Raw genomic sequence first — 24,713 nt, 5'->3', positions numbered from 1 at the left:
TCAGCATGACAGATTATAAAAATACATTGAATTTACCGGAAACTGGGTTTCCAATGCGAGGAGATCTTGCTAAACGTGAACCTGCGATGTTGCAAAATTGGTACGATAAAGAACTTTATCGTAAAATCCGCCAAGTAAAAAAAGGTAAAAAAGTCTTTATTTTGCATGATGGCCCTCCTTATGCAAATGGTAAACTTCATATTGGTCATGCTGTTAATAAAATTATTAAAGACATTATCATCAAATCAAAAGGGTTAAGTGGTTATGACTCCCCGTATATTCCAGGATGGGATTGTCATGGTTTACCAATTGAGCAAAAGGTTGAAGAACAAGTCGGGAAACCAGGCGTAAAAGTAACGCCAGCTGAATTTCGTCAAATTTGTCGTGATTATGCCGCTTCACAAGTTGAACTACAAAAAGCCGACTTTATCCGAATGGGCGTATTAGGTGACTGGCAAAACCCTTATCGCACAATGAATTACGATACTGAAGCGAATATTATTCGTGCATTAGGTAAAGTAATAAAAAATGGGCATTTAGTAAAGGGTGCTAAACCTGTCTATTGGTGTACTGACTGTATGTCTGCATTAGCGGAAGCTGAAGTAGAATATTACGATAAATCATCGCCTGCAATTGATGTAAAATTCAAAGCAACTGATAATCAAACGGTGGCAAATAAATTCGGTATTAATACTGATTTAACAATTAATGCCGTTATCTGGACAACAACTCCTTGGACACTTCCTGCTAGCCGAGGAATCGCACTTAATGAAACAGTAGAATATCAACTAGTACAGATCAACGATAAAGAATGTTTAATTTTGGCAGCAGAATTAGTTGATTCGGTAATGAAACGTGCCGATATCACTGATTGGACAATCTTAGGTTCTTGCCATGGTAAAGATCTCGAATTATTGCGTTTCAAACACCCTTTCCTTGATTTTGATGAACCAATTGTTCTTGGTGAACATGTTACGGTTGATGCAGGTACTGGTGCTGTACATACCGCTCCTGGACACGGTGCTGAAGACTTTATTGTTGGTCAAAAATATGGTCTTGAAGTAGCAAATCCTGTTGGAGGAAATGGTTGTTACTTACCGGGAACTGGCGCTGGTTTAGATGGTTTATTTGTTTTTAAAGCCAATAAAGTAGTAGTTGAACTATTAAAAGAACGCAGTGCGTTACTACACTTTGAAAATATTGAACATAGCTACCCATGCTGTTGGCGACATAAAACCCCTGTTATCTACCGTGCAACACCACAATGGTTTATCAGTATGGATAAACAAGGTTTACGTGCTCAATCATTAAAAGAGATTAAACAAGTCCGTTGGATCCCAGATTGGGGACAAGCACGTATTGAGACTATGGTAGTAAACCGCCCTGACTGGTGTATTTCTCGCCAACGTACATGGGGCGTACCAATGACGCTATTCGTACATAAAGACACAGAAGAGCTACATCCAGATACTTTAGAACTTGTTGAAAAGGTAGCTAAATTAGTTGAACAAAATGGGATTCAAGCTTGGTGGGATGCAGATATTAAAGATCTGCTTGGCCCTGATGCCGATGATTACCGTAAAGTGCCAGACACATTAGATGTATGGTTTGATTCTGGATCAACTTTCTATTCAGTGGTTGGTGTTCGTCCTGAATTTGCAGGGCACGAAGCCGATATGTATTTAGAGGGATCCGATCAGCATCGTGGTTGGTTTATGTCATCATTAATGTTATCGACAGCTATTGATAACAAAGCACCTTACAAACAAGTTTTAACTCATGGTTTTGTGGTTGATGGACAAGGTCGTAAGATGTCTAAATCACTCGGTAACATTGTGACTCCTCAAGAAGTTATGAATAAATTAGGTGCCGATATTTTACGTTTATGGATCGCATCTACCGACTATTCAGGCGAAATGAGCTATTCAGATGAAATCATCAAACGCGCTGCGGACAGCTATCGCCGTATCCGTAATACTGCACGTTTCTTACTGGCAAACTTAAATGGTTTCGATCCAGTCAAAGATATGATAAAACCAGAAGATATGGTTGTACTTGATCGTTGGGCAGTGAGTATGGCTAAAGAAGCCCAAGAGCAAATTATACAGGCTTATGAAAACTATGATTTCCACAAAGTTGTACAACGCATTATGCAATTTTGCTCAATCGAAATGGGCTCATTCTATTTAGATATCATCAAAGATCGTCAATATACAGCTAAAAGTGATAGTGTTGCTCGTCATAGTTGTCAAACTGCCCTATATCATATTGCACAAGCGATGATACGTTGGATTGCCCCAATTCTATCTTTCACTGCAGATGAAATTTGGCAATATATACCAGCACCAGAAAAACAGGAATTTGTTTTTGAAGATGAATGGTACACAAAACTGTTTACATTATCAGAAAGTGAAACATTAAATAGTGAATATTGGGCACAAATTTTAGCGATTCGTAGTGAAGTAAATAAAGTGCTTGAACAAGGTCGTAATGATAAAGTGATAGGTGGGGCTCTTGAAGCTGCGGTAACCCTTTATGCTAATGAAGATATCATGGCAACTTTAGCTAAACTAGAAAATGAATTATGCTTTGTATTACTCACTTCACAAGCGAGTGTTAAGCCATTACAAGCAGCACCAGCAGAGGCAGTGCAAAGTGATATTGATGGATTAAAAATTGAAATTGCTAAAGCACAAGGTGATAAATGCCCTCGTTGCTGGCACTATACTATCGATAACGATCCAACCACACATTTATGTAAACGCTGTGAAGAAAATATTAATGGTAAGGGTGAAGTTAGACATTTCGCCTAGTCATTAATAGTTTGACATAAAAAAACCGCTATAGAATAAAATCTATAGCAATTCAATATTTTTACCGCCGACACCTGTCGGCGGAAACATAATAATGAGCATACTATATGAAAAAAGATAATGGACTTTACTGGTTACTCGTTACAATTGTGATTTTTATAATTGATATCGCAAGTAAGTTTTTTATTATTGATAAATTTTCTCTGTTTGAATCAGTAAATCTTTTACCGTTCTTCTCTATTACTTATGTGCGTAATATCGGCGCAGCGTTTAGTTTTTTCGAGGGACAACGTGAAATGCTAGTTGCTATTGCCTTGATTATCAGCGTTGTCATTATGCATATGCTCTATCGTAATTCATGCCAAAAAAAATTAGAAAATTTTTCATTATCACTAATTTTAGGTGGTGCATTGGGTAATTTATTCGATCGACTTTACCATGGTTTTGTGGTTGATTTTTTAGATGTTAATTTTGGTAGTTGGCACTACCCAACATTTAATGTTGCAGATTGCGCTATCTGTATAGGCATTGGATTATTTATTTTTTGTAACTATAAAAAACCTAAACAGACTACTGAGTAATATGCAAATAATTTTAGCTAATCCTCGTGGATTTTGTGCTGGTGTTGATCGCGCAATTACCATCGTTGAGCGAGCCATTGAACTTTTTGGTGCCCCTGTTTATGTCCGCCATGAAGTGGTGCATAATCGTTATGTAGTTAATCGTCTTAAGCAGTTAGGTGCTATATTCATTGAAGATATTAGTGAAGTACCTGATAATACCATTCTTATTTTCTCAGCACATGGCGTATCTAAAGCAGTTCGAGAAGAAGCCAAGCAGCGTAAATTGCGCATCTTTGATGCAACTTGTCCGTTAGTAACCAAAGTGCATATGGAAGTTGCTCGATCAAGTTATCGAGGTGAAGAGGTCATTTTAATCGGTCATGCCGGTCATATTGAGGTCGATGGTACTATGGGTCAATATAATAATCCTCAAGGTGGTATCTATTTAATTGAATCGACTGAAGATGTAAATAAGTTAAAAATTAAAGATGAAAATCATCTCTGTTTTACCACTCAGACAACCTTATCTGTTGATGATACAGCCGAAATTATTGCCGCGTTAAAACAACGCTTTCCAAATATTCGTAGCCCTCGAAAAAATGATATTTGCTACGCCACAACCAATCGCCAACAAGCGGTTAAACAATTGTCATCTCGTGCTGATATTGTTCTAGTTGTTGGATCTAAAAACTCATCGAATTCAAATCGTTTAGCAGAGCTCGCACGACGAAGCAGCAAAAATGCTTATTTAATCGATTATGCGTCGGATATTCAACAAGAGTGGTTAGTCAACGCTCGAACAATTGGCGTAACCGCGGGCGCATCAGCACCAGATATTTTAGTGCAGCAAGTTATCGAGCACTTAAAAGGTTTAGGTTGCACATCACTTATTGAAACCGATGGTATTTTAGAAAATATTACTTTTGAAATTCCTAAAGAACTACGAATAGAAGTTAAAGCGGTTTGATTTAAGATAAGTGCTTAAGTCGTTCAAATTTGGCTAATAGTTCTTCTTGTGTTTCAACATGCTCGGGATCTGCAATAATAGCATTTTGAATTGGGCAAACACGCTGGCATGTGGAGTGATCATAATAGCCAACACATTCTGTACATTTATTGGGATCAATTTCATAGGTATCAAAGCCCATTGAGATTGCCTCATTAGGGCACTCAGGCTCGCACATATCACAATTAATACATTTGTTGGTTATTTTTAACGCCATGCTCTTTACTATCTTTATTAACTGAAAAAAATTGGCGTCATTATAGCGCAATCACCAATAATTCCGAATAAAGATCACATTATCACTGGTTAACAAGGCCAATTTTTGTCAAAAAGTTTCAGATTAACTATATGTTTGAGTATAAAAACTTAACCAAATCAGCGAGAATAACGTTATAAATGAAATATAACTATTTTTTTAATTAACTAATTGATAATTTTAAGCGCTGTTGACTCCCTAAATACTAATCAATAACGCTTCTATTATTTCTTATCGAAATCAAACCATTTTAATATTTTGAATAATGTTACTGCATAACGGATACTTTTTAATTCATTAATGATAAGTTCTTTTTTCTGAATAATTCTAAAAGAAGAGCCAGCAATACTTATTGCCCCTACTACTTTATTTTGCTTAATAAAGATTGGTACAGCAATACACGTTAAGCCTTCTTCAACTTCTTCATCATCCATAGAATAACCATCAATACACACTTTTGCCAAACTATTATGGATGGCTTCTCGGTCGACAATGGTTTTATTGGTGAATTGAACTAATGGGCGACTTAAAACTTTATTAATTTCAACTAATGGTTGATAAGCTAATAATGATTTACCCAGTCCAGTACAATATACTGGCATTCGGCTACCAATATGTGAGTTGGTTTTAACAGCAAGCTCACCTTCTGCTTTATATAAATAGATAACACTGCCATCATGATAGACAGCTAAAAAACAGGTTTCATTAAGCTTTGCAGCAAGTTTTTTTAAAAAAGGAATTGATATACCAACTAAAGATATATTCATCAATCCTTTGACACCTAACTCGAAAGCTTTTACATCTAAAAAATATTTTCAGTGGAGGCGTTATAGCTGAGATATTGTCTTTTTTTAGTATGTCTAAAATTCTAAATACTGTTGTTTTTGCCATTCGACTTAGTTTAACGATTTCTGCCAAAGATATTCCAGAAGAATAGTGGCTAATTATTTCAAGCAAAGTTAAGGCATTATCTAACGTGGATTGTTGTTTTTGAAAAAACATTTATTGAACTCCACACAAGGATACTTTTTAAATAGATAGCTATTAATTTATTAATAAAAAACAGTATGATAGAAAATAAAACACGCATTTTGAAAAAGACTTCGGTATACTATTTTTATCTAATTACGTATATAAATTAGGGTTAGTGGCTACATATTACTAGAATAATCTGTTTTTTTCTATAAATTCAATAACATCTTTCTATTATTAATTTTTTAAGAAAAAGATAAACTAGATTACTTTATATTTCACAGTGTTTTATTTATTTTCATATTCATTACATTTTATTAAGAATAATTATTAATATCATTTAAATTATTGGGATAAAATATGTAATACTACAATAATAACAAATTTAAAGGATGAAAAGATTGTTAAAGTTAATTAAAATTAAGTATATAGTAATAGCAATCATTATTTTCGTAATTTTCTTTATTGCGAAATTAATTATATTTCCAGCAGAAACAACTGTTAATTATATTACTGCACCTGTTATCAAAGGTAACATTGAAAAATCGGTTCTAGCAGATGGTACAATTAGTGCTTTTAAACAAGTAAGCGTTGGAGCCCAGGTTTCAGGACAAATCAAAAAGCTTTATGTTGAATTAGGTGACGAAGTTAAACAAGGTGATATGATTGCCGAAATTGACGATCTGAAACAAAATAATGATCTAAAGCAATCCGAAGCATCCCTTAATAGCTTTGAAGCACAACGCAAATCTAAAAAAGCAAAATTGGTAAACTATCAGTTAACCTACGACCGCCAGTTAAAATTAGTCAATAAAGGCGTTGGTATTCAATCAGATTTAGATGCTGCAAAGGCTGATCTTGATGCAATTAAAGCTGATATTGCAGCCCTTGATGCAGATATCGTAAATGCCCAAGTCGCTGTAGATACCGCTAAAGTTAATTTAGGCTATACCAAAATTCGCTCGCCGATTGATGGTGTGGTTGTTGCAATACCCGTTGATCAAGGTCAAACCGTTAACTCAGTGCAAAGCGCACCGACTATTGTTAAGGTTGCTCAACTTGATAAAATGACAATTGAAGCTCAAATTTCGGAAGCCGATGTCATTAATGTTAAAAAAGGTATGCCAGTCTATTTTACAATTTTAGGTCTACCCAATAAGCGTTTTGATGGGTTAACATTACGCGCAATTGAACCAGCTCCAGATTCAATTAATACGGAAACTACAACAAGTTCAAGTTCTTCAACAACAAAAAGTGCTATCTACTATAATGGGTTATTTGATGTTGATAATCCAGATCGTATTTTACGTATATCCATGACAGCACAAGTCTACATTGTATTATCTTCAGCAAAAGATGTTTTGACTATTCCATCTCAGGCTCTCCAAAAAAGTTTAGGTGGAAATAAGGCCATAGTTTATCTATTAAATAAAAGTAATGCGATTGAAGAACGAGAAGTCACAGTAGGTATTAATAATAATATAAATGTTGAAATCAAATCAGGTATTAAAGAAGGGGATACCGTTGTAGTTAGTAGTGCAAATGGTGCATCACTAGGTAGTAATACAAAAGGGCCAAGGATACGATTCTAAATATGGCAAATAAAAATACACCTCTAATTAAGCTTGAAAATATTGTTCGTGAATTCCCAGCAGGGGATTCGTCGATACAAGTCCTTAAAAATGTAAATTTAACCATTAATGCTGGTGAAATGGTGGCAATTATTGGAGCATCAGGTTCCGGTAAATCTACCTTAATGAATATTTTAGGTTGCTTAGACAAACCTACTACTGGTACTTATACTATAAGTGGTCGAATTACTAGTAAATTGTCACCAGATGAACTGGCTGAACTACGTCGTGAACATTTTGGTTTTATCTTTCAACGCTATCATCTGCTAAATGCATTAACTGCTCAAGGGAATGTTGAAATTCCTGCTATCTATGCTGGGGTTAATGATGAAGAGAGACAAAAACGTGCTACCGAAATTTTAACTCGTCTAGGACTGGCAGATAAAATTAATAATAAACCCAATCAGTTATCGGGTGGACAACAGCAACGTGTTAGTATCGGTCGTGCTCTAATTAATGGTGGACAAATCATCTTAGCCGATGAACCAACTGGTGCACTTGATCGTAAAAGTGGTCTAGAAGTTATGACGATATTACGTGAACTGCACAGTCAAGGTCATACAGTTATTATTGTCACACATGATGCAAATATTGCTCAAAGTGCACAACGAATCATTGAAATTAGTGATGGCAATATTATTTCAGATTCAATCAATCCTAATTATCAATCAGAACCTAACGACAATCGCCAAGTTAAACAAATTGAACAAGCTAAAACTCAAGATAATTTTCGAGCAAAATATTATCGTTTTCGCGATGCATTCAAAATGGCAACTTTATCAATGCTTTCACAGCGATTACGAACCTTTTTAACGATGTTAGGTATTATCATCGGTATCGCTTCTGTAGTTTCAATGGTGGCATTAGGACAAGGAACAAAACAAAAAATATTATCAAATATTAATTCTATGGGAACAAGTACATTAGAAATTTATGCTGGTAATGGTTTTGGTGATCGTAATGCAGATAAGATTACAACGTTACGCTCATCGGATGCTGATTTTTTAGCTCAGCAAAGTTTTGTCCATAGTACTACTCCTAACCTATCAACCAGTGTTTATTTCCGAATTAATAATCTAGCTGTAACGGGGACTGTTAATGGTGTCGGTGAGCAATTTTTTGCTGTTCGTGGTTATGATATTACACAAGGCACTTCTTTTGACCAAACTAGCATTGACAATTCGGCACAAGATGCCGTAATTGATGAAAACACAGTTAAACGATTATTTACAAATGAAAATCCAATTGGAAAAATTTTAATGGTTGGTCAGTTACCAGTTAAAATAATTGGTGTTGCTACAAAGCAACAACAAGGATTTGGTAGTAATGAGAGTCTAAATGTTTGGTTACCTTATACTACTGTTACTAATCGTATGGTTGGGCAAACTTCATTAAAAAGCATTACGGTACGCATTAATGATAATGTTGATTTGTCGGTTGCTGAGCAAGCTATTAATCGAATTATGTTACAACGACATGGAACTAAAGACTTTTTCATTTTTAATTCAGACAATGTCCGTGAAACAATAAATTCTTCAGCATGGGTCTTGACGCTATTAGTGTCAACCATTGCATTAATTTCACTTATTGTTGGCGGTATTGGAGTAATGAATATCATGTTGGTATCGGTCACCGAAAGAACACGAGAGATCGGTGTTCGTATGGCTGTTGGAGCTCGCTCAAGTGACATTTTGCAACAGTTCTTAATTGAAGCAGTATTAGTGTGCTTAACTGGCGGCATAATAGGCATTTTGTTGTCATTTATTGTAGGATTTATTTTTAATGCGTTAGTTACATCTTTTGCTATGAGTTTTTCATCCATAGCCATTGTTGCAGCATTTAGTTGCTCAAGTATCATTGGCATTATTTTTGGTTATTTTCCTGCCAAACGTGCTGCAAAGCTCGATCCAATTTATGCTTTAGAACGAGAGTAACCCACAATAATTACAAAAAAGCCTTTACTGAATTACTTCATGTAAAGGCTTTCTAACTACTCACTAAAACATGAGTCTTTTAATTATTTTTCTTTTTTTCGTCAACTTTAACATTAGGATCTAAATTAGCTAAAAAAGAAGCAACTCTAATATAATCAGCTATATAAGCATCATCGTTTGATGTATCTAAACCAGAAGAATTAATATAAAATTTACGATTAACAATAATAGAAGGAATAGATGACGGTTGCATTTCTTTAATAGCGTCAGCTTGTTGAGCCATAAATGCTTTTACTAAAAAACTATTTTTAGTTTTTTCATAAGTTTCCTCATCAACGCCTAATTTAGCAAATACTGTCTTAATATCATCAGCCGTTTTTATTGTTTTATCTTTTTGTACTGCATCATAAAGTGCTTCCGATGCTTTATCTTCTATGCCAAGAACGTTAGCTATTGCCCATGCTTCAGATAACTCCATAGCTAGCGCTCCAAAGTCCAATAGATGATAACGTTTAATTTTCATATTTTCTGGTACAGCTTTAGCTATACGGTTCATGCCATGATATTTTGATTCGAATCGAAAACAACTAGGACAATTAAACGAGAAAAATTCAATGACTTCTTTTTCAGGTGATGGATAAGTTGGTAATACAATATATTGTTTACCCTCTTCAATTTGTGCTTGTGTTGTCGCAGGAGTTTGGGATGTATTTGATATTGCATTTGTCGAAGAATCATCCGCAAAACAATTTACCGAAAATAACAATACACCCATAGCAATAAGCGTTTTTTTCATTTAATTTATTCTCCTTATTCTTTAATAATTCCGCGGGCTTTTAACAAAGCGGTTTTAAAATCATCTTCATAATCTTTTTTCAACCCAGGTATTGCTTCATTTTTATCTGAGTTACGCATTTTTAAATGATAAATTAGCACTTCATCACTCAAATCTTTTAGGTCACCGTCAAAACCAGCTTCTTTACCCAATTTATCTAAAAGTTGCAATAAATTTAGATCTGAATCCGCTTCCCATGCTGGTTGTAATAACTCCATTAACTCATCTATACGATGACATTTCATAATAACTACCTTATTAAATATTCAACTAAGTTGAAAGTGATAATATAAACCTTTATGTTAATCTTTACTTTACTATCTATATATTAAAAGGTCTCTATTATATACTCGACTTTAAATTTAAATAGTGCATTTAGAAAGATATCATAAACTGCTGATATAGGTTATTTGCGACTAAAAAATAACTTTGCTATATAGTAATGCTATTTTGTTTTTTGGCAATGTAAAAGAGAAATAATTTATGCGAAAACTGTCAATTACTGCGATTATTTTAGCCGGTGGGCAAAGTAACCGTATGAATGGTAAGGATAAAGGTTTAATGTTGTTAGCAGGAAAACCACTTTATCAACATGTCATTGATCGTATTGAACCTCAAGTCAATTTGGTTATGATTAATTGTAATCGGCATGCTGATCTATATAGCTCATTAGGCTATTTTGTTTTTTGTGATGATTTAAAAGGATTTTTAGGACCTTTATCAGGGATTTATAGTGGCTTATTAAGAAGTACAACAGATTGGAATTTATTTGTGAGCTGTGATACGCCTTTTTTACCTGAAGATCTTATCGATCGTTTAGCAAAATTTACAGCAACCCATCAAGCGATTTACCCTTTCGATGGAGAAAATGATCACCCTACTATTTTATTGATCCATAAAAATATCATCCCCCAACTAAAAAAATATTTAGACAACGGAGATCGTAAGCTTATGCTGTTTCTTAAGCAAATTAATGCTATCGCTGTTGATTTTAGTGAAAATCCTTTAGGCTTTACTAATATTAATACTCTAGAAATGCTGGAAAGAGCTAACATTTCATTCAAGTAATTATTATTAAACCATATTTAGTTGGTTTATATAGTGCAAAATTAAACATAATCTTTTATAACTCAAACATAAATTAAAAATCTTAAAAGCTAGAAGTAATTTTCAAATATTAACCTTTTTTCAGATCGTTTAGCGATATTTTCAATTTATATTATATAGCCGTAAAAATATATTTATAAAAATATATTATTATTTTCTAAGTAGCGCCTTTAACTGTTTAGCAAAATTCTCTATTTCTACTTCTTGTGTTGCCCATGAAGTACAAAAACGTAAGCCAATATGACTTGGATCAGTTTGGCCTAAATTATCTAGGGCATACAGTGAAATAATTTTTTTGGCAAGTTGATTAGGAAAATTAACAAACAGTTGATTGGATTGTGGTTTAGCTGCAAATGTTAATCCTTCATTCTCAAACAAATTTTTGAGTTTTTCAGCCATATCATTGCTATGCTTACCAAGCGAAATATAAAGATTATTTTCCATTAACGCTTTAAACTGTACAGCTATAATCCAACTCTTTGCTAGTATTGCTCCTTTTTGTTTCATATTGAAACGGAAATCATGATTAATTGAAAGATTATTAAATATCAATGCCTCACCCGCAAAGGCGCCAACTTTAGTACCGCCAATATAAAATGCGTCAGTGTATTTAGCCAAATCAGGAAAAGTAATATCGTTATCTTTTGCCGCCAAGGCCATTGCTAGACGAGCACCATCTAAATAAAGATAAAGATGATGTTTTTGACAAAATTGATACAGTTTTTTTAACTCTTGCTTCGTATATAGAGTACCTAATTCGGTAGTGTTTGAAATGTAGACAAGTTTAGGTTGCACCATATGTTCATCACAATGATAATCTAAAACAGGTTTAATTAATTCTGGTGTTAATTTTCCATCTTCAGTTTTGACTGTAACAACTTTGTGCCCTGTCGCTTCAATCGCACCTGTTTCATGAACATTGATATGACCAGTTTCAGCAGCAATAACTGCCTGATAAGGTTTTAAAATATGTGAAATCATGGTCAAATTGGTAATGGTTCCGCCTGCCATAAAATGCACATCGGCATTCGGTGATTTTAATATTTTCTTAATGCTATTTATTGCATCATTACAACATTCATCTAATCCATAACCACTCAACTTTTTATTATTAATATCAACAAATTCTTTTAATAAATTAGGGTGCACTGTTTGATTATAATCATTTAAAAAATCGTACATATCATTACCTTTAATCTTGTATAAAATGATGTAATATTTATCTTTAATATAACATGTTAGAGTTCATAGTCTATGAATGATAAAAAAATAATTGGAATCACAGGGTATAGCGGCAGTGGTAAAACAACACTGTTAACAAAAGTTATTGCACTGCTTGTTGAGCAAGGATTTAAAGTCGCCACGTTAAAACATGCCCATCACGATATTGAATTTGATATACCAGGGAAAGATAGTTATAAATTACGTAAAGCTGGATCATTACAAACTATCGTGGCATGTAATAATCGTTATGCGTTAATTCATGAAACACCCGATAAATCTGTTAATATACAGACATTAATTAATCACTTTTCAGATGTCGATATTATATTAGTTGAGGGATTTAAAGATGAAACTATTCCTAAAATTACGTGCCACCGAAGCGCAAATCAAAAACCTCTTTTTATAGATCAGTTTACTATCGCTATTGCCTGTGATGAATCAATAAAGACTAATTTACCAATACTTAATATCAATGAACCGAGTCAGATAGCCGAATTTATAAAAAGTTATTTTGAATTAAAAATGTAATTAAACTAAATTTCTTATATTAAAAAAAGAAAAAAGGAACTATTTAATTGAACTATAATCAAATTAAACAGCCAAGACATAGAGGCATCACCAATTTTGTGCATAATTTACGCGGATTAATTGCTTATACTCATCTAGACAATAAACCCAAATGTACTATTTATTATCTATAACATTTTTTACAAAACTATGGTTGTTTATTTAATTTTAAAAAATCTAAAAAAAGCATATTTTGACGATTCGGCAATAGAATACGATCATTATTTTTTTCTTTATCAAGAATAGATTGATCTATTTGATAACCTAAGAGATTAGATAAAATATATTTATTCATTAAGCCACTTAAATAACCATTTGATCCACGAAACGATTCTATAAATTGGCAATCAAATTGATTATTAGTTGAGATAAACATAAACGGAATTAAAAATTGATCAATACCTTTACTCATCCCATGACCAACGTTAACAATTTCTCCATGATCAGAAGTATAAATGATACTATAATTATGGCTATATTTATTGATAACATCATATATCGCCTTTACCGCGCGATCAGTATGATGAATAGTTAAATCATAATCTTCAGCATCAGGCAAAGCTTGTTTATCAATCTCATCATATCCAATACTATAAGGCTCATGACTTCCTTGTAAATGAATAAAGATGAATTTTTTAGGTGCATTATCTTTTTTAAGATATCGTTCTAATAATTCACTTAAATTAATATCATTATCTTTATCTGTAAAATCAAGCACATCACTTTTACGGGCAATAAAACCAAATTTAGCATTACTTGTTCCTTTAACACCTTGACGATACGAAGCTAACCAATAGGTTTTATAATTATTATATTTAGCCATTTCAATAATTGACTTGTTGATAAATAAGTTATCATTACTTTCAGGAATATTGAAAGATAAAGTCATTGGTATAGAATCCCTAGTCATGGATGCAGATGAATGACTATTATTAATAATGCATCCACCATTTTTTTGATTAAAAACTTCCGCCATGAGTGGGGTTGTTAATTTATGATAACCATAGGCACTATATCGAGAAACTAAAGAAGATTCTCCCATAATTAACACAACAAGATTATCATTTAAATTCTGAGGAGGTAAAATAACAGCATTATTAAAAACCTCTATTTCGCTTGTATCGGCGTAAATGTCAGTAGAAAAATAAGTCACTCCCAAATAAACTACATTACCAAGTACTGCAGGATAAATCTCCCGTAATAATAGTAATTTTAGTCTATAATCTTTATGGATATCATTTTTTACATCTGCATTTACAGACATACAAATACTTCCAATAATTATATATAATGTTAAGGGTAGTATAGGTCTAAAGTTAACCGTAATAAATTTTTTATAAATAAATAAAATACCAACAGTCACTATTAATGCTGGCACAGTTATGAAAAGAACAAGCTTAAGCATTGAAAATGCCTCATAGGTATTCGTTTCTATAATAGAATCCAGTACACCTTCAGAAATAACCTCACCAAAATAAATCAAATAACTAACTTCAGATAAGAGTAAAAATAAAAATAACGTACCTATAATTACAACAAAATGGCGTCGACTTGTTATTAATATATGAATAAATAAAAATGAACAAAGTGTAGTTGATAAGATAAGTGAAAAACGGATAATTATAAAAGAATCATTCTTACTAGTGTGAATATAAGTTAAAATTGAACTAAAAAAGAGATAAACTAAAAGTAATATAAAAGCGTTACTTCGCCGCTGGATAAATTCAGGTAATTTCATTTTATTGTTTACAATTCATTTATTTATTATTTACATTTTCTTTATAATAAATTTTAAACAATTACTTCTAGTAAAGCAATTGATTTTAACTTATTAACTTTATTTGTTAATTATTTTTTGATGCTATAAAACAACTATTCATTAATTTTACTAACAAATCCCAAACAATATTTTAATTTAAATTGTTATTTAAGCTAAAGTAGTTATAGATTATTAGATAATGTTAGCCTTGAGGTTATTGTTATCACTTAGAAACTCAATCAAAAATTCACATTAGTTTACGGCAGGATAAATACTTTATTAGATTGATACATTAAAAAATTTTAATTAAAATAATTTTAAATTTCTGAAATTGTTAGCCTCTAAAGCGATGCTATCAGTTAGAAAGTTAATCGAAAGTTCATACTATTGTATGAACAAAATTATGATTCTAATTTATAATTTGGGTACATCCTGTTCGAGGAAGTATATCAAGCATTTCATCAATAAAGAGGAAACATACAACGATATAAAGAATAATAACAATGCCTGGAACTTTTTTAGGACGTTTGTCTCCAAATCCGCCTCTACGGAATGAAGACAAAAAAACCAAGCATATACTGAGAAAAATTACATATAACTCATCCAAAATAGTTCACCATCCTTAGTTGGTTTTATACTATTTTAGTAGATTTTTTTAACAATGCAATAAATTATAAGTTTTAATAGATATTTTTGATAATTGAAAAATTTTAATAAGTTAAAAAAAGTTAACCATCTTTTTAAGATCCAAAATTAACAAAATAAAATCCTAAAAATTTAAATATTCCACTCCATAAAACTCTATACCATAATTATCTCAGCACTATATTTTTATTCATTTTGCTATTTTCATTAAATAGCCGAGTTTAGAAAAATTTATTTATTTAAATAAGAATATATCGTATCTTATTTACTAATTTTTTATTTTACCTGAGTCAAAATGAAGCCTTTATTAAAAAGAGTTTTGAACATTACAAAAAAAATGATAATCGGGTTTATACTGTTATCTTTTTTAATTGTTCTTTTATTAAGGTGGATTACTCCATTTGGTTCAATGTTAATGGTAGAAAGAAAGCTCACTCACTTGAATATTACTCAACAACGTACATGGAAAGATTGGAATCAAATATCAGATCATATAAAAATAGCGGTTATCGCTGCTGAAGATCAAAAGTTTGCTAATCATTGGGGATTTGATTTTAAAGCAATTAATCATGCTCTAAAACATAATCGAAATAATAAAAAAATTCGTGGCGCCAGTACTATTAGTCAACAAGTAGCAAAAAATATTTTTTTATGGCCGTCGCGTAGTTGGATACGTAAAGGTTTTGAATCCTTGTTTACTCTTGAAATTGAATTACTTTGGTCTAAACAACGAACACTTGAAATTTATCTAAACAGTGTTGAGTGGGGAGAGGGAATTTTTGGTATAGAAGCGGCTTCGCAATACTATTTTAAAGTAAGCGCTAAAAAATTAACACCTTATCAAGCAAGCCTACTTGCCGCTACATTACCTAATCCGAGAAAATGGAATCCTGCTAACCCTAATATTCACATACAAAAAAAAGCACAATGGATTCGTAATCAAATGAATAACCTTGGTGGTAAAAATTATTTAAGACAGCTAAACTAATTTAATAGTTTATATAAATTTTTCAATAAATTCCGGTACAACTTTACTTGCTGGACCATAAATTTTGGTTTGAAATAAATTTTTACCTAAACTTGGTTCTAAATTAAGTTCAATAGTTTTGGCACCCACTTGATTAGCTATTTGAACAAATCCTGCAGCTGGATAAACATTACCTGATGTACCAATCGATATAAAATAATCAGCTTGCGAAATTGCGTTATAAATTTCTTCCATTTGTAGTGGAATCTCACCAAACCAAACAATATGTGGACGAATTAATTTATTTTCATAATAATTTACATCGTAATAGCTATCAATTATCTGTCCTGTTTTTTCATTGCGCACTTTTAATAATTCACCATGCATATGGATAATATTTTTAGAACCAGCTTGTTCATGCAAGTTATCCACATTTTGGGTAACGATTAATACATTATCAGAACCTAACTTTAGTTCTAATTGCGCTAAAGCAAAATGAGCCGTGTTAGGTTTTACTTCAGGATTTTGTAGTTTTCTACGCAACATATTATAAAAATCATGAACAGCAACTGGATTACGCATATATCCTTCATAGGTCGCGACATCATTAACATCATAACCTTCCCATAAACCATTTTGGGCACGAAATGTCGATAATCCTGATTCAGCAGAAATACCAGCACCGGTTAAGATGACTATTTTTGGTGTTTTCAACATGTCTATTTGCCTTTTTATTAATAAGTTAAATAAATTACTGAAAAAATATTATTGGCTATATTCTGTGGTAAATATATGTAAGGCTGGTTTGCTTAACTTTTGATATTTGCTGTAAGCACTTGCTACTTTATACCTTATTTCATCTTTCGATTCACCATTTAACCAACTGGTAATCATTGCATGTACACTATAAGCTTCTGGTGCCATTCGATGTAAGGTTAAAATTAAAGGTGTAATACCTAAACGAGATAATGGTGGAGTAAAATATTTCTGGCTTTTACAAGCAAATACCGCAGCATAACGTAATTTTTGTTTTTCTTTTTCTGTTTTTGATAATGTATCCCAACGCCAACTATCAGGTAAATAATTACGCCATGATGATTCCATTAAAGAATCATGGCCAATATATACAACCAGATTGGAATTTCCTCCTGCCATTACTATTTTATCATTAAGACTAATTTGCTGTGTTTTTTTACCAGCCGCAAAATCTAAAAAGTCATCAACAGTATCATCAATATATTTACCATCGTATGCTTGAGCAATGAGATATACATCTTTATTTCGATGTTTATAAATTATCTCTTCTAATATTTTTCCTGATGAAGGCTTGTTAATATTGATTATTTGCCATTCTTTTTGCTTAGCAAAATAGGCTTTAAAACCATAAGCAGCCCCCCAATAAAGATTATTTTGGGGATCTTGACCATTACCAATTGCCTGTGGAACTGGTACTATTTTTTGATATTTGTTATCACATAATGCAACTAATACATGAATGATTTTTGTATCTGCAAAAGCCTGAAAAGAAAAGATTGAAAAAACGATTAGTATAATATAGAGATAATTAATGATTTTCTTCATTAGCTTTGCATTCCTAATCTATATAATAAATAATTCACACCAGATAATTTTAATAATAAACTATAAAATATATTAAACAATTTAAATTAAATAAAATCATTATAATGTACGCTAATAACTTTAGCGTCAAGCAATCATAAAAAATAAGGTATTAGTAATATGAAAATAATTGGATTAATTGGTGGGATGAGTTGGGAGAGCACATTAACTTATTATCAAGTCATCAATCAATTTATTGGCAAATCACTTGGTGGTTTACATTCAGCAAAAACACTTTTATACAGTGTTGATTTTCAAGAAATAGAAAGTTGCCAAGCAAATAATGAATGGGATAAAAGCGCGATTATTTTAATCGATGCGGCTAAAAGATTAGAACTAGCTGGAGCTGATTTTATTATTATCTGTACTAATACTATGCATAAGGTTGCTGATCAAATTCAAAAAGCTATTACTATTCCGATAATTCATATCGCTGAGGTTACGGCCAAACATTTAATTAAAGATAAAATAAAGTCCGTTGCTTTACTTGGTACCAAATACACTATGGAGCAAAACTTTTATAAATCAAAATTAATTGAAAAAGGTTTAAATGTTTTAATCCCTAATGAACAAGATAGAACAATTATCAATAATATTATTTATGATGAACTTTGCCTTGGGAAAATTAAACCAGAATCTAAGCAAGCTTACCTCAATATTATTGATAAACTCGTTAAGCAAGGTGCTGAAGGGGTGATTTTAGGCTGTACTGAGATCGGTTTATTAATAAATCAACAAGATTACGCCATTCCTTTCTTTGATACAGCCCTATTACATGCTCAAGAAGCAGCATGGTTAGCGATTAATTCGTAAACTTCTTCTTTTATATATTCGAATATATCACCAGGTTGGCAATCTAAATAGTTACAGATTGCCTCTAGTGTTGCAAGCCTAAATCCTTTTACTTTACCTTGTTTAGGTAAAGATAAATTTTACTCAGTAATACCAATGGCAGCCGCTAAATCTTTGGATTTAACTTTACGTTTAGCCAGCATTACATCTAAATTTATTATAATTAGCACTTTTGGCTCCTTGCTAAATAAACTGCTTATTTTCTACGGCTATTTGACATGTTTTTTCAATATTTGACCAAATATCATAATACTTATTGACGGAAATAATAACATTAAATCTTCACTGGTGAATGATAGAGAAATGTAACGTTCCGAATGATCATTATTAAAAGATAAGATTAATGATGATAATGGCTCTTTAATTAATTGTATCACTTCCCAAATGACTAATGTTGTACCAAACTTATAACAATAATTAGCCGAACTTACTAAAAAATAATCCGATTTACTATAAATTAAAAAAATAATCTAAGCTGAAAGAAAGCATAAACTAAAATTGCAATAATAATGGTATCAATTAAGGTAACTAAAACGGCTTGCCATGTAGAAAGTTAAGTTGGATCAATATCAGAGCTATCTGCACTATGGACAATAAAAAAGGAATATCCACCCGATTCTAAACCAATATTGTGTATATCAGAAAAATAAAATAATAAAGGAGATATCATTCCAATTAATATTGTTATTATAGGGACAAAAGTTAACAGTGCCATTAATTTACAGTATTTATTTAGACGTGACTGAGATTGAGAGATATTGGTATTCATTTTTATTTCCTTATGTATAAAAATTAAATACGGCTTATTACTCGCAAAAACACAAAACAACAATAAAATAAAATGATAATTTTTTATTATTATAAAATAATAAATACTATTATTATCTTCTTTATTAAATAGATAAATTAAATTTAGATTACAAAAAAGCCCCACTTTTAACCAAAGTAGGGCTATTTATTATTAATAAAAATAAATTATGCTTCTATAGCAACTCGTAGTTTTTTCATTGCATTTTTTTCAAGTTGGCGTATACGTTCGGCTGAAACGCTATATTTGTCGGCCAATACTTGCAATGTTGATTTACTATCATCTGCATCTAACCAACGCGCTTTAATAATATCTTGGCTACGTTCATCTAATTGAGATAAGGCATCATGTAGCTTATCGGTTGCATCATTCTCCCAATTGTCATTTTCAATTGATTTTGAAAAATCAGAATTACTGTCTTCTAAATATAGTGCCGGTGCAACAATTGAATTATCATCATCATCATTATCAATGTCAAATGACATGTCTTGCGCTGACATGCGCGATTCCATCTCTAAAACATCTTTACGGCTTACACCAAGTTCATCAGCAACCATATCCACTTCAGCACTATTAAACCAACCTAAACGTTGTTTATTTTTTCTTAGATTGAAGAATAACTTTCTTTGTGCTTTTGTAGTTGCAACTTTAACAATACGCCAATTTTTTAGAACATATTCATGTATTTCAGCTTTTATCCAATGCACAGCAAATGAAACTAAGCGAACCCCCATTTCAGGGTTAAAGCGACGTACGGCTTTCATTAAACCAATATTACCTTCTTGAATTAAATCTGCTTGAGGTAAACCATAACCAGAATAACCGCGAGCAATATGTGCAACAAAACGTAAATGTGACAAAATTAATTGTTTTGCAGCATCAACATCATCATGATAGTAAAGCTTTTCGCCTAATGATTTTTCTTCCTCAGCAGTTAACATTGGATAAGTATTAATCATTCGAAGATATGATTCAATATTTCCTTGTGGGATTAAAGCACCTACTTGCATTTTTAAATCAGTACTCATTTAACTCCCTCCTTAATTTAACTAGTTTTGTCGCTTATTGATAATAGCAACAATATAACTGTAATATTAGACCACTAAAATGTGATTTAGTTCACATTTATTATTAATTTGATAACAAAAAACTATACTTTAATAATCAAGCAATGCGCATCGTTTTTAAATATTTCTTAGTCGATATCATTGCAGAAAGCCAACCAAGAATTATAGAGAATAATACAATTAATATACTTTCATCCCATGAAAGACCTTTAATTGTAAATTTTGTACCAAAAATAGCAGAAACGCGTAATATAATTGAATCTATTTGAAAAATAAATACTTCTGACAAAATTAACGCAAAAATAGCACTAATAAATCCAATTAACATACCATTATACAAAAATGGGCGTAATATAAAACCTTCAGTTGCGCCAATTAATTGCATAACCACAATGACTTGCCTACGAGCAAAAATGTTTAATCGAATACTATTACCTATAACCAGTGAAACAGATCCAATCATGAATATCGAAATTACCCACACGATGGATTTTACCATATCGGTCAATGCAGTTAATCGAGTAAACCAACTATCATCAAGTTGAACATCATCAACCCCTTTAATTTCTAGTAATTTGGATTGAAAAGCATGCAATATAGTTGTTTGTTTCGCTTCTTCTTTTGGAATAATAATTGCTACAGCAGGTAATGGATTTTCATCCAAAAGATCAAGCGCGTTACCAAATCCAGACCATGTTTTAAATTCTTCTTTTGTTTGATCTCGCGAAAGATATTCAATTTTTTCGACCTCAGGATAAGATTTAAGTTTAGAAATCAATTCTGTGGTCTGTGTTGAAGTTAATTCCTTATTTATGTATACAGTTAAATTTGGCGTTGGGTACCACTGATCAGAAGCATGATTAGCATTCTTCCAAAGTAAATAGCTAATCGTCGGTAATGTTATTGAAATCGCAATAACAAAAACTGTCAATAATGAAGCAAAAATATGTTGGGTAAAATTAATAAAAGTATTACGCCAGGCATAACCAATTTGCCGTCTCCAATGACAAAAAAAAATATTACTCTCTTTTCCATTGGATTTATTTGGTTTAATATTAGCGCTCATTATTAATTTTTAACCTCTAAATGCCCTTGATTTAAATGTAATATACGATGTTGTTTGTGGCGAACAAGCGCCATATTGTGAGTCGCCATCAAGACAGTTACCCCAGTTTGATTAAACTCCTCAAATAGTTTTAAAATGTCTTTCGAAAGTTTATCATCTAAATTTCCTGTTGGTTCATCAGCAAGTAGGACATTAGGATGATTTACAATTGCTCGAGCAATCCCAACACGTTGCTGCTCACCACCAGATAACTGTATGGGATAAAATTTCATTTTATTTAACAATCCAACTTTATCCAATGAGGCAGAAACTCGTCGACGAATCTCTTCAGGTGCTTTACCTAAAATAATTAATGGAATAGCAACGTTATCATAAACAGTATGATCCATTAGTAATTGATGATCTTGAAAAATCATGCCAATAGTACGGCGTAAAAATGGCATTTCTTGTCGTTTTAATCTTGAGACATCAATACCATTTAGCAAAACTTTGCCATCATTTGCCTTTTCTAATCCACAAATTAGTCGCATTAGGGTACTTTTACCTGCACCCGAATGACCCGTTAAAAATGCCATTTCTCCGGGTAATAAAGTAAAGTTTATATTTTGCAATGCTGGTTTCCCACCAGAATAAACTTTACTTACACGTTGAAATTGGATCATTGTTTTTTACTCTTCTGTTTGATCGAACAGAGCGTTAATAAAATCATCGGCAACAAATGGTCTTAAATCTTCAATTTTTTCACCAACCCCAATATAACGAATAGGTATATTAAACTGATCAGCAACACTAAAAATAATACCACCTTTTGCTGTTCCATCTAATTTAGTTAATGCCATTCCTGTAACACCAACTGCCTCATTAAATAGTTTAGTTTGACTAATAGCATTCTGTCCTGTACCTGCATCAATTGTTAACATAATTTCATGTGGTGCCGTTTCATCTTGCTTTTTAATTACTCGCACTATTTTTTTTAACTCATCCATCAAATGAGATTTATTTTGTAAACGGCCAGCTGTATCTGCAATTAATACATCAATTTTTTTTGCTTTTGCTGCTTGTATAGCATCAAAAATGACTGATGCTGAATCGGCATTAGTATGTTGAGCAATAACAGGAATATTATTACGTTCACCCCATACTTGTAATTGTTCAACAGCTGCAGCACGAAAAGTATCACCAGCAGCGAGCATAACTGATTTGCCTTGTTGCTGAAATTGACGAGCTAATTTACCAATAGTTGTTGTTTTACCAACACCATTAACACCAACCATTAAAATAACAAATGGTTTATGATTATCTATATTAAGTGGTTTATCGACTCCGTCTAATATAGATTTCATTTCTTGTTTTAAAAGTTCATGTAATGCATCTGCATCTTTTAGCTCTTTTCTTGAAGCTTGTTGAGTTAATGCGCCAATAATCTTTTGTGTTGTATCAAAACCAACATCTGCGATGAGCAATTGTTCTTCTAATTCTTCAAATAGTGCATCATCGATCTTTTTTCCTCTAAATAAGTTAAGAAATCCTGATCCTATATTCTGTTTTGTTTTAAAAAGTCCTTTTTTTAAACGAGAAAAAAATCCTTCTTTTTTTTGTTCAACCATAAATTGTTTATCCCATTACAATTAATTGTGATCATTTTCATTTTATATTATTTTAGAATAAAGCCCAATGTATTCAAACAAAAGGTATAAAATTATTGATCTATTTGATCATTTTATTAAATTATAAAATGAATGATACTTTAAATATAAATAATAATTAAAATTAATTATCAATAAAGATCTGAAGTTTTAATATGACACCACTCACCTAATGGTAATTGATGAGTAAATAAATTATATTTGCCGACTTGAACTCTAATTAGTCTTAAACAAGGAAAACCCACTGCCGCACACATTCTCCTAACTTGGCGATTCTTACCCTCGGTGATGGTAATACTTATCCAAGATGTGGGTATTTTTTTACGTTCGCGAATTGGAGGAACTCTATTCCATAGTAGCGATGGCTCATTTAGAAAATCGACTATAGCTGGAGCTGTATAAAATTCCTTTAATTGAATACCTTTTCTTAGTTTATCTATAGCTTGTTGGCTAATTGAACCTTCTACTTGTACCCAGTAGGTTTTTGGCAATTTAAATTTTGGTGAGCTGATTTTAGTTTGTAATTTACCATCATTTGTTAACAATAACAATCCTTCACTATCGGTATCTAAACGTCCAGCCGGATAAAATTTTGGTAATTTTATAAAATCTTTTAATGTCTGATATTTTTCATGAGGTGAAAACTGCGTTATGACATTAAAGGGTTTATTAAAGGCTATTAATGAGTGCATCTCATCCCGCTTTAAATTTAGTTTCAATATCATCCTTAGATTATTTGTTATTATACACTAAATAAATTTTACGATTGTTAACTGCCAACGAAAAACATTATCACGACGTTGTAAAAAAGCACTAATGCCTACAAAATAACCTAAAATACCAATTAACTGAGGTACAGTAGTATATCTATCTATAAAATCTGTACCCATAAATTGATACAAAAAGTTTAGATTATCCATTCTTTACTCCATAGATAACTGGTTCTAAACAACTAATTAATCACCTATTTATAAACAATTTAGAAAACTGTTTATTAAATGTTATTAATGAATAATCAGATATCTGATTACCACTTTTTTAAAACATAACATCTTTTCTAACTTTCTATAAATTTTAGTAAGTTTTATAATCTCTATATGCAAAAAAGCCCAGCATTCCTGCTGGGCTCTCGCTATATTTAAAAGTCTGGCGGCTCCCTACTCTCACATGGGTAATACCCACACTACCATCGGCACTTCGGCGTTTCACTTCTGAGTTCGGCATGGGGTCAGGTGGGACCACCGCGCTATTACCGCCAGACATATACTGTCTTCTCTTTATCAATTAGCACATTATCTCATATACGCACTAATCTCTCAATCCGGAACAAACTGTTCGATTACCTTGTAATCACTCTATCGCGTACCCAAAACAA

The 24,713-nt window shown here is 32.0% G+C and carries 24 protein-coding genes, 1 rRNA gene and 2 pseudogenes; 9 read left to right on the top strand and 18 right to left on the bottom strand.

Features of this window, described 5'->3' with window-relative positions:
* Positions 1–5 precede the first annotated feature (5 nt).
* The 3 genes from ileS (at position 6) to ispH (ending at position 4,343) form a co-directional block, all read left to right on the top strand.
* Positions 6–2,813 (top strand): isoleucine--tRNA ligase, encoded by a 2,808-nt coding sequence (gene ileS / locus GAPWK_RS00270; RefSeq protein WP_025314303.1) that lies wholly within the window; start codon positions 6–8, stop codon positions 2,811–2,813.
* 107 nt (positions 2,814–2,920) lie between these two features.
* On the top strand, positions 2,921–3,394 hold the full coding sequence (lspA, locus tag GAPWK_RS00265) for a signal peptidase II (RefSeq protein WP_025314302.1): 474 nt from the start codon (positions 2,921–2,923) through the stop codon (positions 3,392–3,394).
* A gap of 1 nt (position 3,395) precedes the next feature.
* Positions 3,396–4,343, top strand: a complete 948-nt coding sequence (ispH, locus tag GAPWK_RS00260; RefSeq protein WP_025314301.1) for a 4-hydroxy-3-methylbut-2-enyl diphosphate reductase — start codon at positions 3,396–3,398, stop codon at positions 4,341–4,343.
* A gap of 1 nt (position 4,344) precedes the next feature.
* Here ispH and GAPWK_RS00255 read toward each other — a convergent pair whose 3' ends face one another.
* From GAPWK_RS00255 to GAPWK_RS15415, 3 genes are all read right to left on the bottom strand, one after another.
* On the bottom strand, positions 4,345–4,599 hold the full coding sequence (locus GAPWK_RS00255) for a YfhL family 4Fe-4S dicluster ferredoxin (protein WP_025314300.1): 255 nt from the start codon (positions 4,597–4,599) through the stop codon (positions 4,345–4,347).
* 263 nt (positions 4,600–4,862) lie between these two features.
* Positions 4,863–5,405, bottom strand: a complete 543-nt coding sequence (locus GAPWK_RS00250; protein WP_025314299.1) for an IclR family transcriptional regulator — start codon at positions 5,403–5,405, stop codon at positions 4,863–4,865.
* Positions 5,344–5,640, bottom strand: a complete 297-nt coding sequence (locus GAPWK_RS15415) for a helix-turn-helix domain-containing protein (RefSeq protein ID WP_080692391.1) — start codon at positions 5,638–5,640, stop codon at positions 5,344–5,346. Before GAPWK_RS15415 ends, GAPWK_RS00250 begins: the two co-directional genes overlap by 62 nt.
* A gap of 371 nt (positions 5,641–6,011) precedes the next feature.
* On the opposite strand from GAPWK_RS15415, the gene GAPWK_RS00245 reads away from it, so the two are divergent.
* Together GAPWK_RS00245 and GAPWK_RS00240 are read left to right on the top strand one after the other, a co-directional pair.
* The gene (locus tag GAPWK_RS00245; RefSeq protein WP_202961668.1) at positions 6,012–7,202 is read left to right on the top strand and encodes an efflux RND transporter periplasmic adaptor subunit; all 1,191 of its coding nucleotides are present in this window, start codon (positions 6,012–6,014) and stop codon (positions 7,200–7,202) included.
* A gap of 2 nt (positions 7,203–7,204) precedes the next feature.
* On the top strand, positions 7,205–9,175 hold the full coding sequence (locus GAPWK_RS00240; RefSeq protein ID WP_025314297.1) for a MacB family efflux pump subunit: 1,971 nt from the start codon (positions 7,205–7,207) through the stop codon (positions 9,173–9,175).
* Between the two features lie 79 nt (positions 9,176–9,254).
* Here the strand turns inward: GAPWK_RS00240 and GAPWK_RS00235 are convergent, their stop codons facing one another.
* Together GAPWK_RS00235 and GAPWK_RS00230 are read right to left on the bottom strand one after the other, a co-directional pair.
* On the bottom strand, positions 9,255–9,971 hold the full coding sequence (locus GAPWK_RS00235) for a DsbA family protein (protein WP_025314296.1): 717 nt from the start codon (positions 9,969–9,971) through the stop codon (positions 9,255–9,257).
* A gap of 14 nt (positions 9,972–9,985) precedes the next feature.
* Positions 9,986–10,255, bottom strand: a complete 270-nt coding sequence (locus tag GAPWK_RS00230) for a YihD family protein (protein WP_025314295.1) — start codon at positions 10,253–10,255, stop codon at positions 9,986–9,988.
* Between the two features lie 238 nt (positions 10,256–10,493).
* Between GAPWK_RS00230 and mobA the strand changes: the two genes are divergently transcribed.
* Positions 10,494–11,078 (top strand): molybdenum cofactor guanylyltransferase MobA, encoded by a 585-nt coding sequence (gene mobA / locus GAPWK_RS00225; RefSeq protein ID WP_025314294.1) that lies wholly within the window; start codon positions 10,494–10,496, stop codon positions 11,076–11,078.
* Between the two features lie 189 nt (positions 11,079–11,267).
* Here mobA and GAPWK_RS00220 read toward each other — a convergent pair whose 3' ends face one another.
* Positions 11,268–12,299, bottom strand: coding sequence for a threonine aldolase family protein (locus GAPWK_RS00220; RefSeq protein ID WP_025314293.1), 1,032 nt, complete (start codon positions 12,297–12,299; stop codon positions 11,268–11,270).
* A gap of 72 nt (positions 12,300–12,371) precedes the next feature.
* Between GAPWK_RS00220 and mobB the strand changes: the two genes are divergently transcribed.
* Positions 12,372–12,869, top strand: a complete 498-nt coding sequence (mobB, locus tag GAPWK_RS00215; protein ID WP_025314292.1) for a molybdopterin-guanine dinucleotide biosynthesis protein B — start codon at positions 12,372–12,374, stop codon at positions 12,867–12,869.
* Between the two features lie 187 nt (positions 12,870–13,056).
* Here mobB and GAPWK_RS00210 read toward each other — a convergent pair whose 3' ends face one another.
* The gene (locus GAPWK_RS00210; protein ID WP_025314291.1) at positions 13,057–14,646 is read right to left on the bottom strand and encodes a phosphoethanolamine transferase; all 1,590 of its coding nucleotides are present in this window, start codon (positions 14,644–14,646) and stop codon (positions 13,057–13,059) included.
* A gap of 961 nt (positions 14,647–15,607) precedes the next feature.
* On the opposite strand from GAPWK_RS00210, the gene mtgA reads away from it, so the two are divergent.
* Positions 15,608–16,300, top strand: coding sequence for a monofunctional biosynthetic peptidoglycan transglycosylase (gene mtgA / locus GAPWK_RS00205; protein ID WP_025314290.1), 693 nt, complete (start codon positions 15,608–15,610; stop codon positions 16,298–16,300).
* A 9-nt stretch (positions 16,301–16,309) separates the two neighbouring features.
* Here mtgA and cobB read toward each other — a convergent pair whose 3' ends face one another.
* Both cobB and GAPWK_RS00195 read right to left on the bottom strand, forming a co-directional pair.
* Positions 16,310–16,996, bottom strand: a complete 687-nt coding sequence (gene cobB, locus GAPWK_RS00200; protein ID WP_038516955.1) for a Sir2 family NAD+-dependent deacetylase — start codon at positions 16,994–16,996, stop codon at positions 16,310–16,312.
* Between the two features lie 48 nt (positions 16,997–17,044).
* Complete coding sequence (locus tag GAPWK_RS00195; protein ID WP_025314289.1) at positions 17,045–17,860, bottom strand: hypothetical protein; 816 nt, start codon at positions 17,858–17,860, stop codon at positions 17,045–17,047.
* A gap of 159 nt (positions 17,861–18,019) precedes the next feature.
* On the opposite strand from GAPWK_RS00195, the gene GAPWK_RS00190 reads away from it, so the two are divergent.
* Entirely contained in the window at positions 18,020–18,712 is a 693-nt protein-coding gene (locus tag GAPWK_RS00190; RefSeq protein ID WP_025314288.1) for an aspartate/glutamate racemase family protein, read from the top strand.
* Here the strand turns inward: GAPWK_RS00190 and GAPWK_RS00185 are convergent.
* The 9 genes and pseudogenes from GAPWK_RS00185 to rrf all read right to left on the bottom strand — a co-directional run bounded on the left by GAPWK_RS00185 (position 18,679) and on the right by rrf (position 24,598).
* Positions 18,679–18,921, bottom strand: a pseudogene (locus GAPWK_RS00185) (helix-turn-helix domain-containing protein). The gene GAPWK_RS00190 and the pseudogene GAPWK_RS00185 sit on opposite strands and share 34 nt — an antisense overlap.
* A gap of 383 nt (positions 18,922–19,304) precedes the next feature.
* Complete coding sequence (locus GAPWK_RS00180; RefSeq protein ID WP_025314287.1) at positions 19,305–19,520, bottom strand: hypothetical protein; 216 nt, start codon at positions 19,518–19,520, stop codon at positions 19,305–19,307.
* Positions 19,521–19,726: 206 nt separating this feature from the next.
* A complete protein-coding gene (rpoH, locus tag GAPWK_RS00175) occupies positions 19,727–20,587 on the bottom strand; it encodes an RNA polymerase sigma factor RpoH (RefSeq protein WP_025314286.1) in 861 nt (286 codons plus the stop codon).
* Between the two features lie 136 nt (positions 20,588–20,723).
* Positions 20,724–21,692 carry a permease-like cell division protein FtsX gene (gene ftsX, locus GAPWK_RS00170; RefSeq protein ID WP_025314285.1) on the bottom strand — a complete coding sequence of 323 codons (969 nt, stop codon included), beginning with the start codon at positions 21,690–21,692 and terminating at the stop codon, positions 20,724–20,726.
* Positions 21,693–21,694: 2 nt separating this feature from the next.
* Positions 21,695–22,354, bottom strand: a complete 660-nt coding sequence (gene ftsE, locus GAPWK_RS00165) for a cell division ATP-binding protein FtsE (protein ID WP_025314284.1) — start codon at positions 22,352–22,354, stop codon at positions 21,695–21,697.
* Positions 22,355–22,360: 6 nt separating this feature from the next.
* A pseudogene (gene ftsY, locus GAPWK_RS00160) lies at positions 22,361–23,284 on the bottom strand (signal recognition particle-docking protein FtsY); the annotation flags it as partial.
* 185 nt (positions 23,285–23,469) lie between these two features.
* On the bottom strand, positions 23,470–24,030 hold the full coding sequence (locus tag GAPWK_RS00155) for a pseudouridine synthase (protein WP_025314282.1): 561 nt from the start codon (positions 24,028–24,030) through the stop codon (positions 23,470–23,472).
* Positions 24,031–24,087: 57 nt separating this feature from the next.
* Positions 24,088–24,258, bottom strand: a complete 171-nt coding sequence (locus GAPWK_RS14835) for a hypothetical protein (RefSeq protein WP_158413564.1) — start codon at positions 24,256–24,258, stop codon at positions 24,088–24,090.
* Positions 24,259–24,482: 224 nt separating this feature from the next.
* Positions 24,483–24,598 (bottom strand): 5S ribosomal RNA (rrf, locus tag GAPWK_RS00150).
* Positions 24,599–24,713 lie beyond the last annotated feature (115 nt).

The organism is Gilliamella apicola (assembly GCF_000599985.1).
Classification (GTDB): Bacteria; Pseudomonadota; Gammaproteobacteria; order Enterobacterales; family Orbaceae; genus Gilliamella; species Gilliamella apicola.
This window is presented reverse-complemented; position numbering and strand designations above follow the sequence as displayed.

Coding starts and splice junctions, on each gene's coding strand:
- ileS (WP_025314303.1), top strand. CDS start 6: ATGACAGATTATAAAAATACATTGAATTTACCGGAAACTGGGTTTCCA.
- lspA (WP_025314302.1), top strand. CDS start 2,921: ATGAAAAAAGATAATGGACTTTACTGGTTACTCGTTACAATTGTGATT.
- ispH (WP_025314301.1), top strand. CDS start 3,396: ATGCAAATAATTTTAGCTAATCCTCGTGGATTTTGTGCTGGTGTTGAT.
- GAPWK_RS00255 (WP_025314300.1), bottom strand. CDS start 4,599: ATGGCGTTAAAAATAACCAACAAATGTATTAATTGTGATATGTGCGAG.
- GAPWK_RS00250 (WP_025314299.1), bottom strand. CDS start 5,405: ATGAATATATCTTTAGTTGGTATATCAATTCCTTTTTTAAAAAAACTT.
- GAPWK_RS15415 (WP_080692391.1), bottom strand. CDS start 5,640: ATGTTTTTTCAAAAACAACAATCCACGTTAGATAATGCCTTAACTTTG.
- GAPWK_RS00240 (WP_025314297.1), top strand. CDS start 7,205: ATGGCAAATAAAAATACACCTCTAATTAAGCTTGAAAATATTGTTCGT.
- GAPWK_RS00235 (WP_025314296.1), bottom strand. CDS start 9,971: ATGAAAAAAACGCTTATTGCTATGGGTGTATTGTTATTTTCGGTAAAT.
- GAPWK_RS00230 (WP_025314295.1), bottom strand. CDS start 10,255: ATGAAATGTCATCGTATAGATGAGTTAATGGAGTTATTACAACCAGCA.
- mobA (WP_025314294.1), top strand. CDS start 10,494: ATGCGAAAACTGTCAATTACTGCGATTATTTTAGCCGGTGGGCAAAGT.
- GAPWK_RS00220 (WP_025314293.1), bottom strand. CDS start 12,299: ATGTACGATTTTTTAAATGATTATAATCAAACAGTGCACCCTAATTTA.
- mobB (WP_025314292.1), top strand. CDS start 12,372: ATGAATGATAAAAAAATAATTGGAATCACAGGGTATAGCGGCAGTGGT.
- GAPWK_RS00210 (WP_025314291.1), bottom strand. CDS start 14,646: ATGAAATTACCTGAATTTATCCAGCGGCGAAGTAACGCTTTTATATTA.
- mtgA (WP_025314290.1), top strand. CDS start 15,608: ATGAAGCCTTTATTAAAAAGAGTTTTGAACATTACAAAAAAAATGATA.
- cobB (WP_038516955.1), bottom strand. CDS start 16,996: ATGTTGAAAACACCAAAAATAGTCATCTTAACCGGTGCTGGTATTTCT.
- GAPWK_RS00195 (WP_025314289.1), bottom strand. CDS start 17,860: ATGAAGAAAATCATTAATTATCTCTATATTATACTAATCGTTTTTTCA.
- GAPWK_RS00190 (WP_025314288.1), top strand. CDS start 18,020: ATGAAAATAATTGGATTAATTGGTGGGATGAGTTGGGAGAGCACATTA.
- GAPWK_RS00180 (WP_025314287.1), bottom strand. CDS start 19,520: ATGAATACCAATATCTCTCAATCTCAGTCACGTCTAAATAAATACTGT.
- rpoH (WP_025314286.1), bottom strand. CDS start 20,587: ATGAGTACTGATTTAAAAATGCAAGTAGGTGCTTTAATCCCACAAGGA.
- ftsX (WP_025314285.1), bottom strand. CDS start 21,692: ATGAGCGCTAATATTAAACCAAATAAATCCAATGGAAAAGAGAGTAAT.
- ftsE (WP_025314284.1), bottom strand. CDS start 22,354: ATGATCCAATTTCAACGTGTAAGTAAAGTTTATTCTGGTGGGAAACCA.
- GAPWK_RS00155 (WP_025314282.1), bottom strand. CDS start 24,030: ATGCACTCATTAATAGCCTTTAATAAACCCTTTAATGTCATAACGCAG.
- GAPWK_RS14835 (WP_158413564.1), bottom strand. CDS start 24,258: ATGGATAATCTAAACTTTTTGTATCAATTTATGGGTACAGATTTTATA.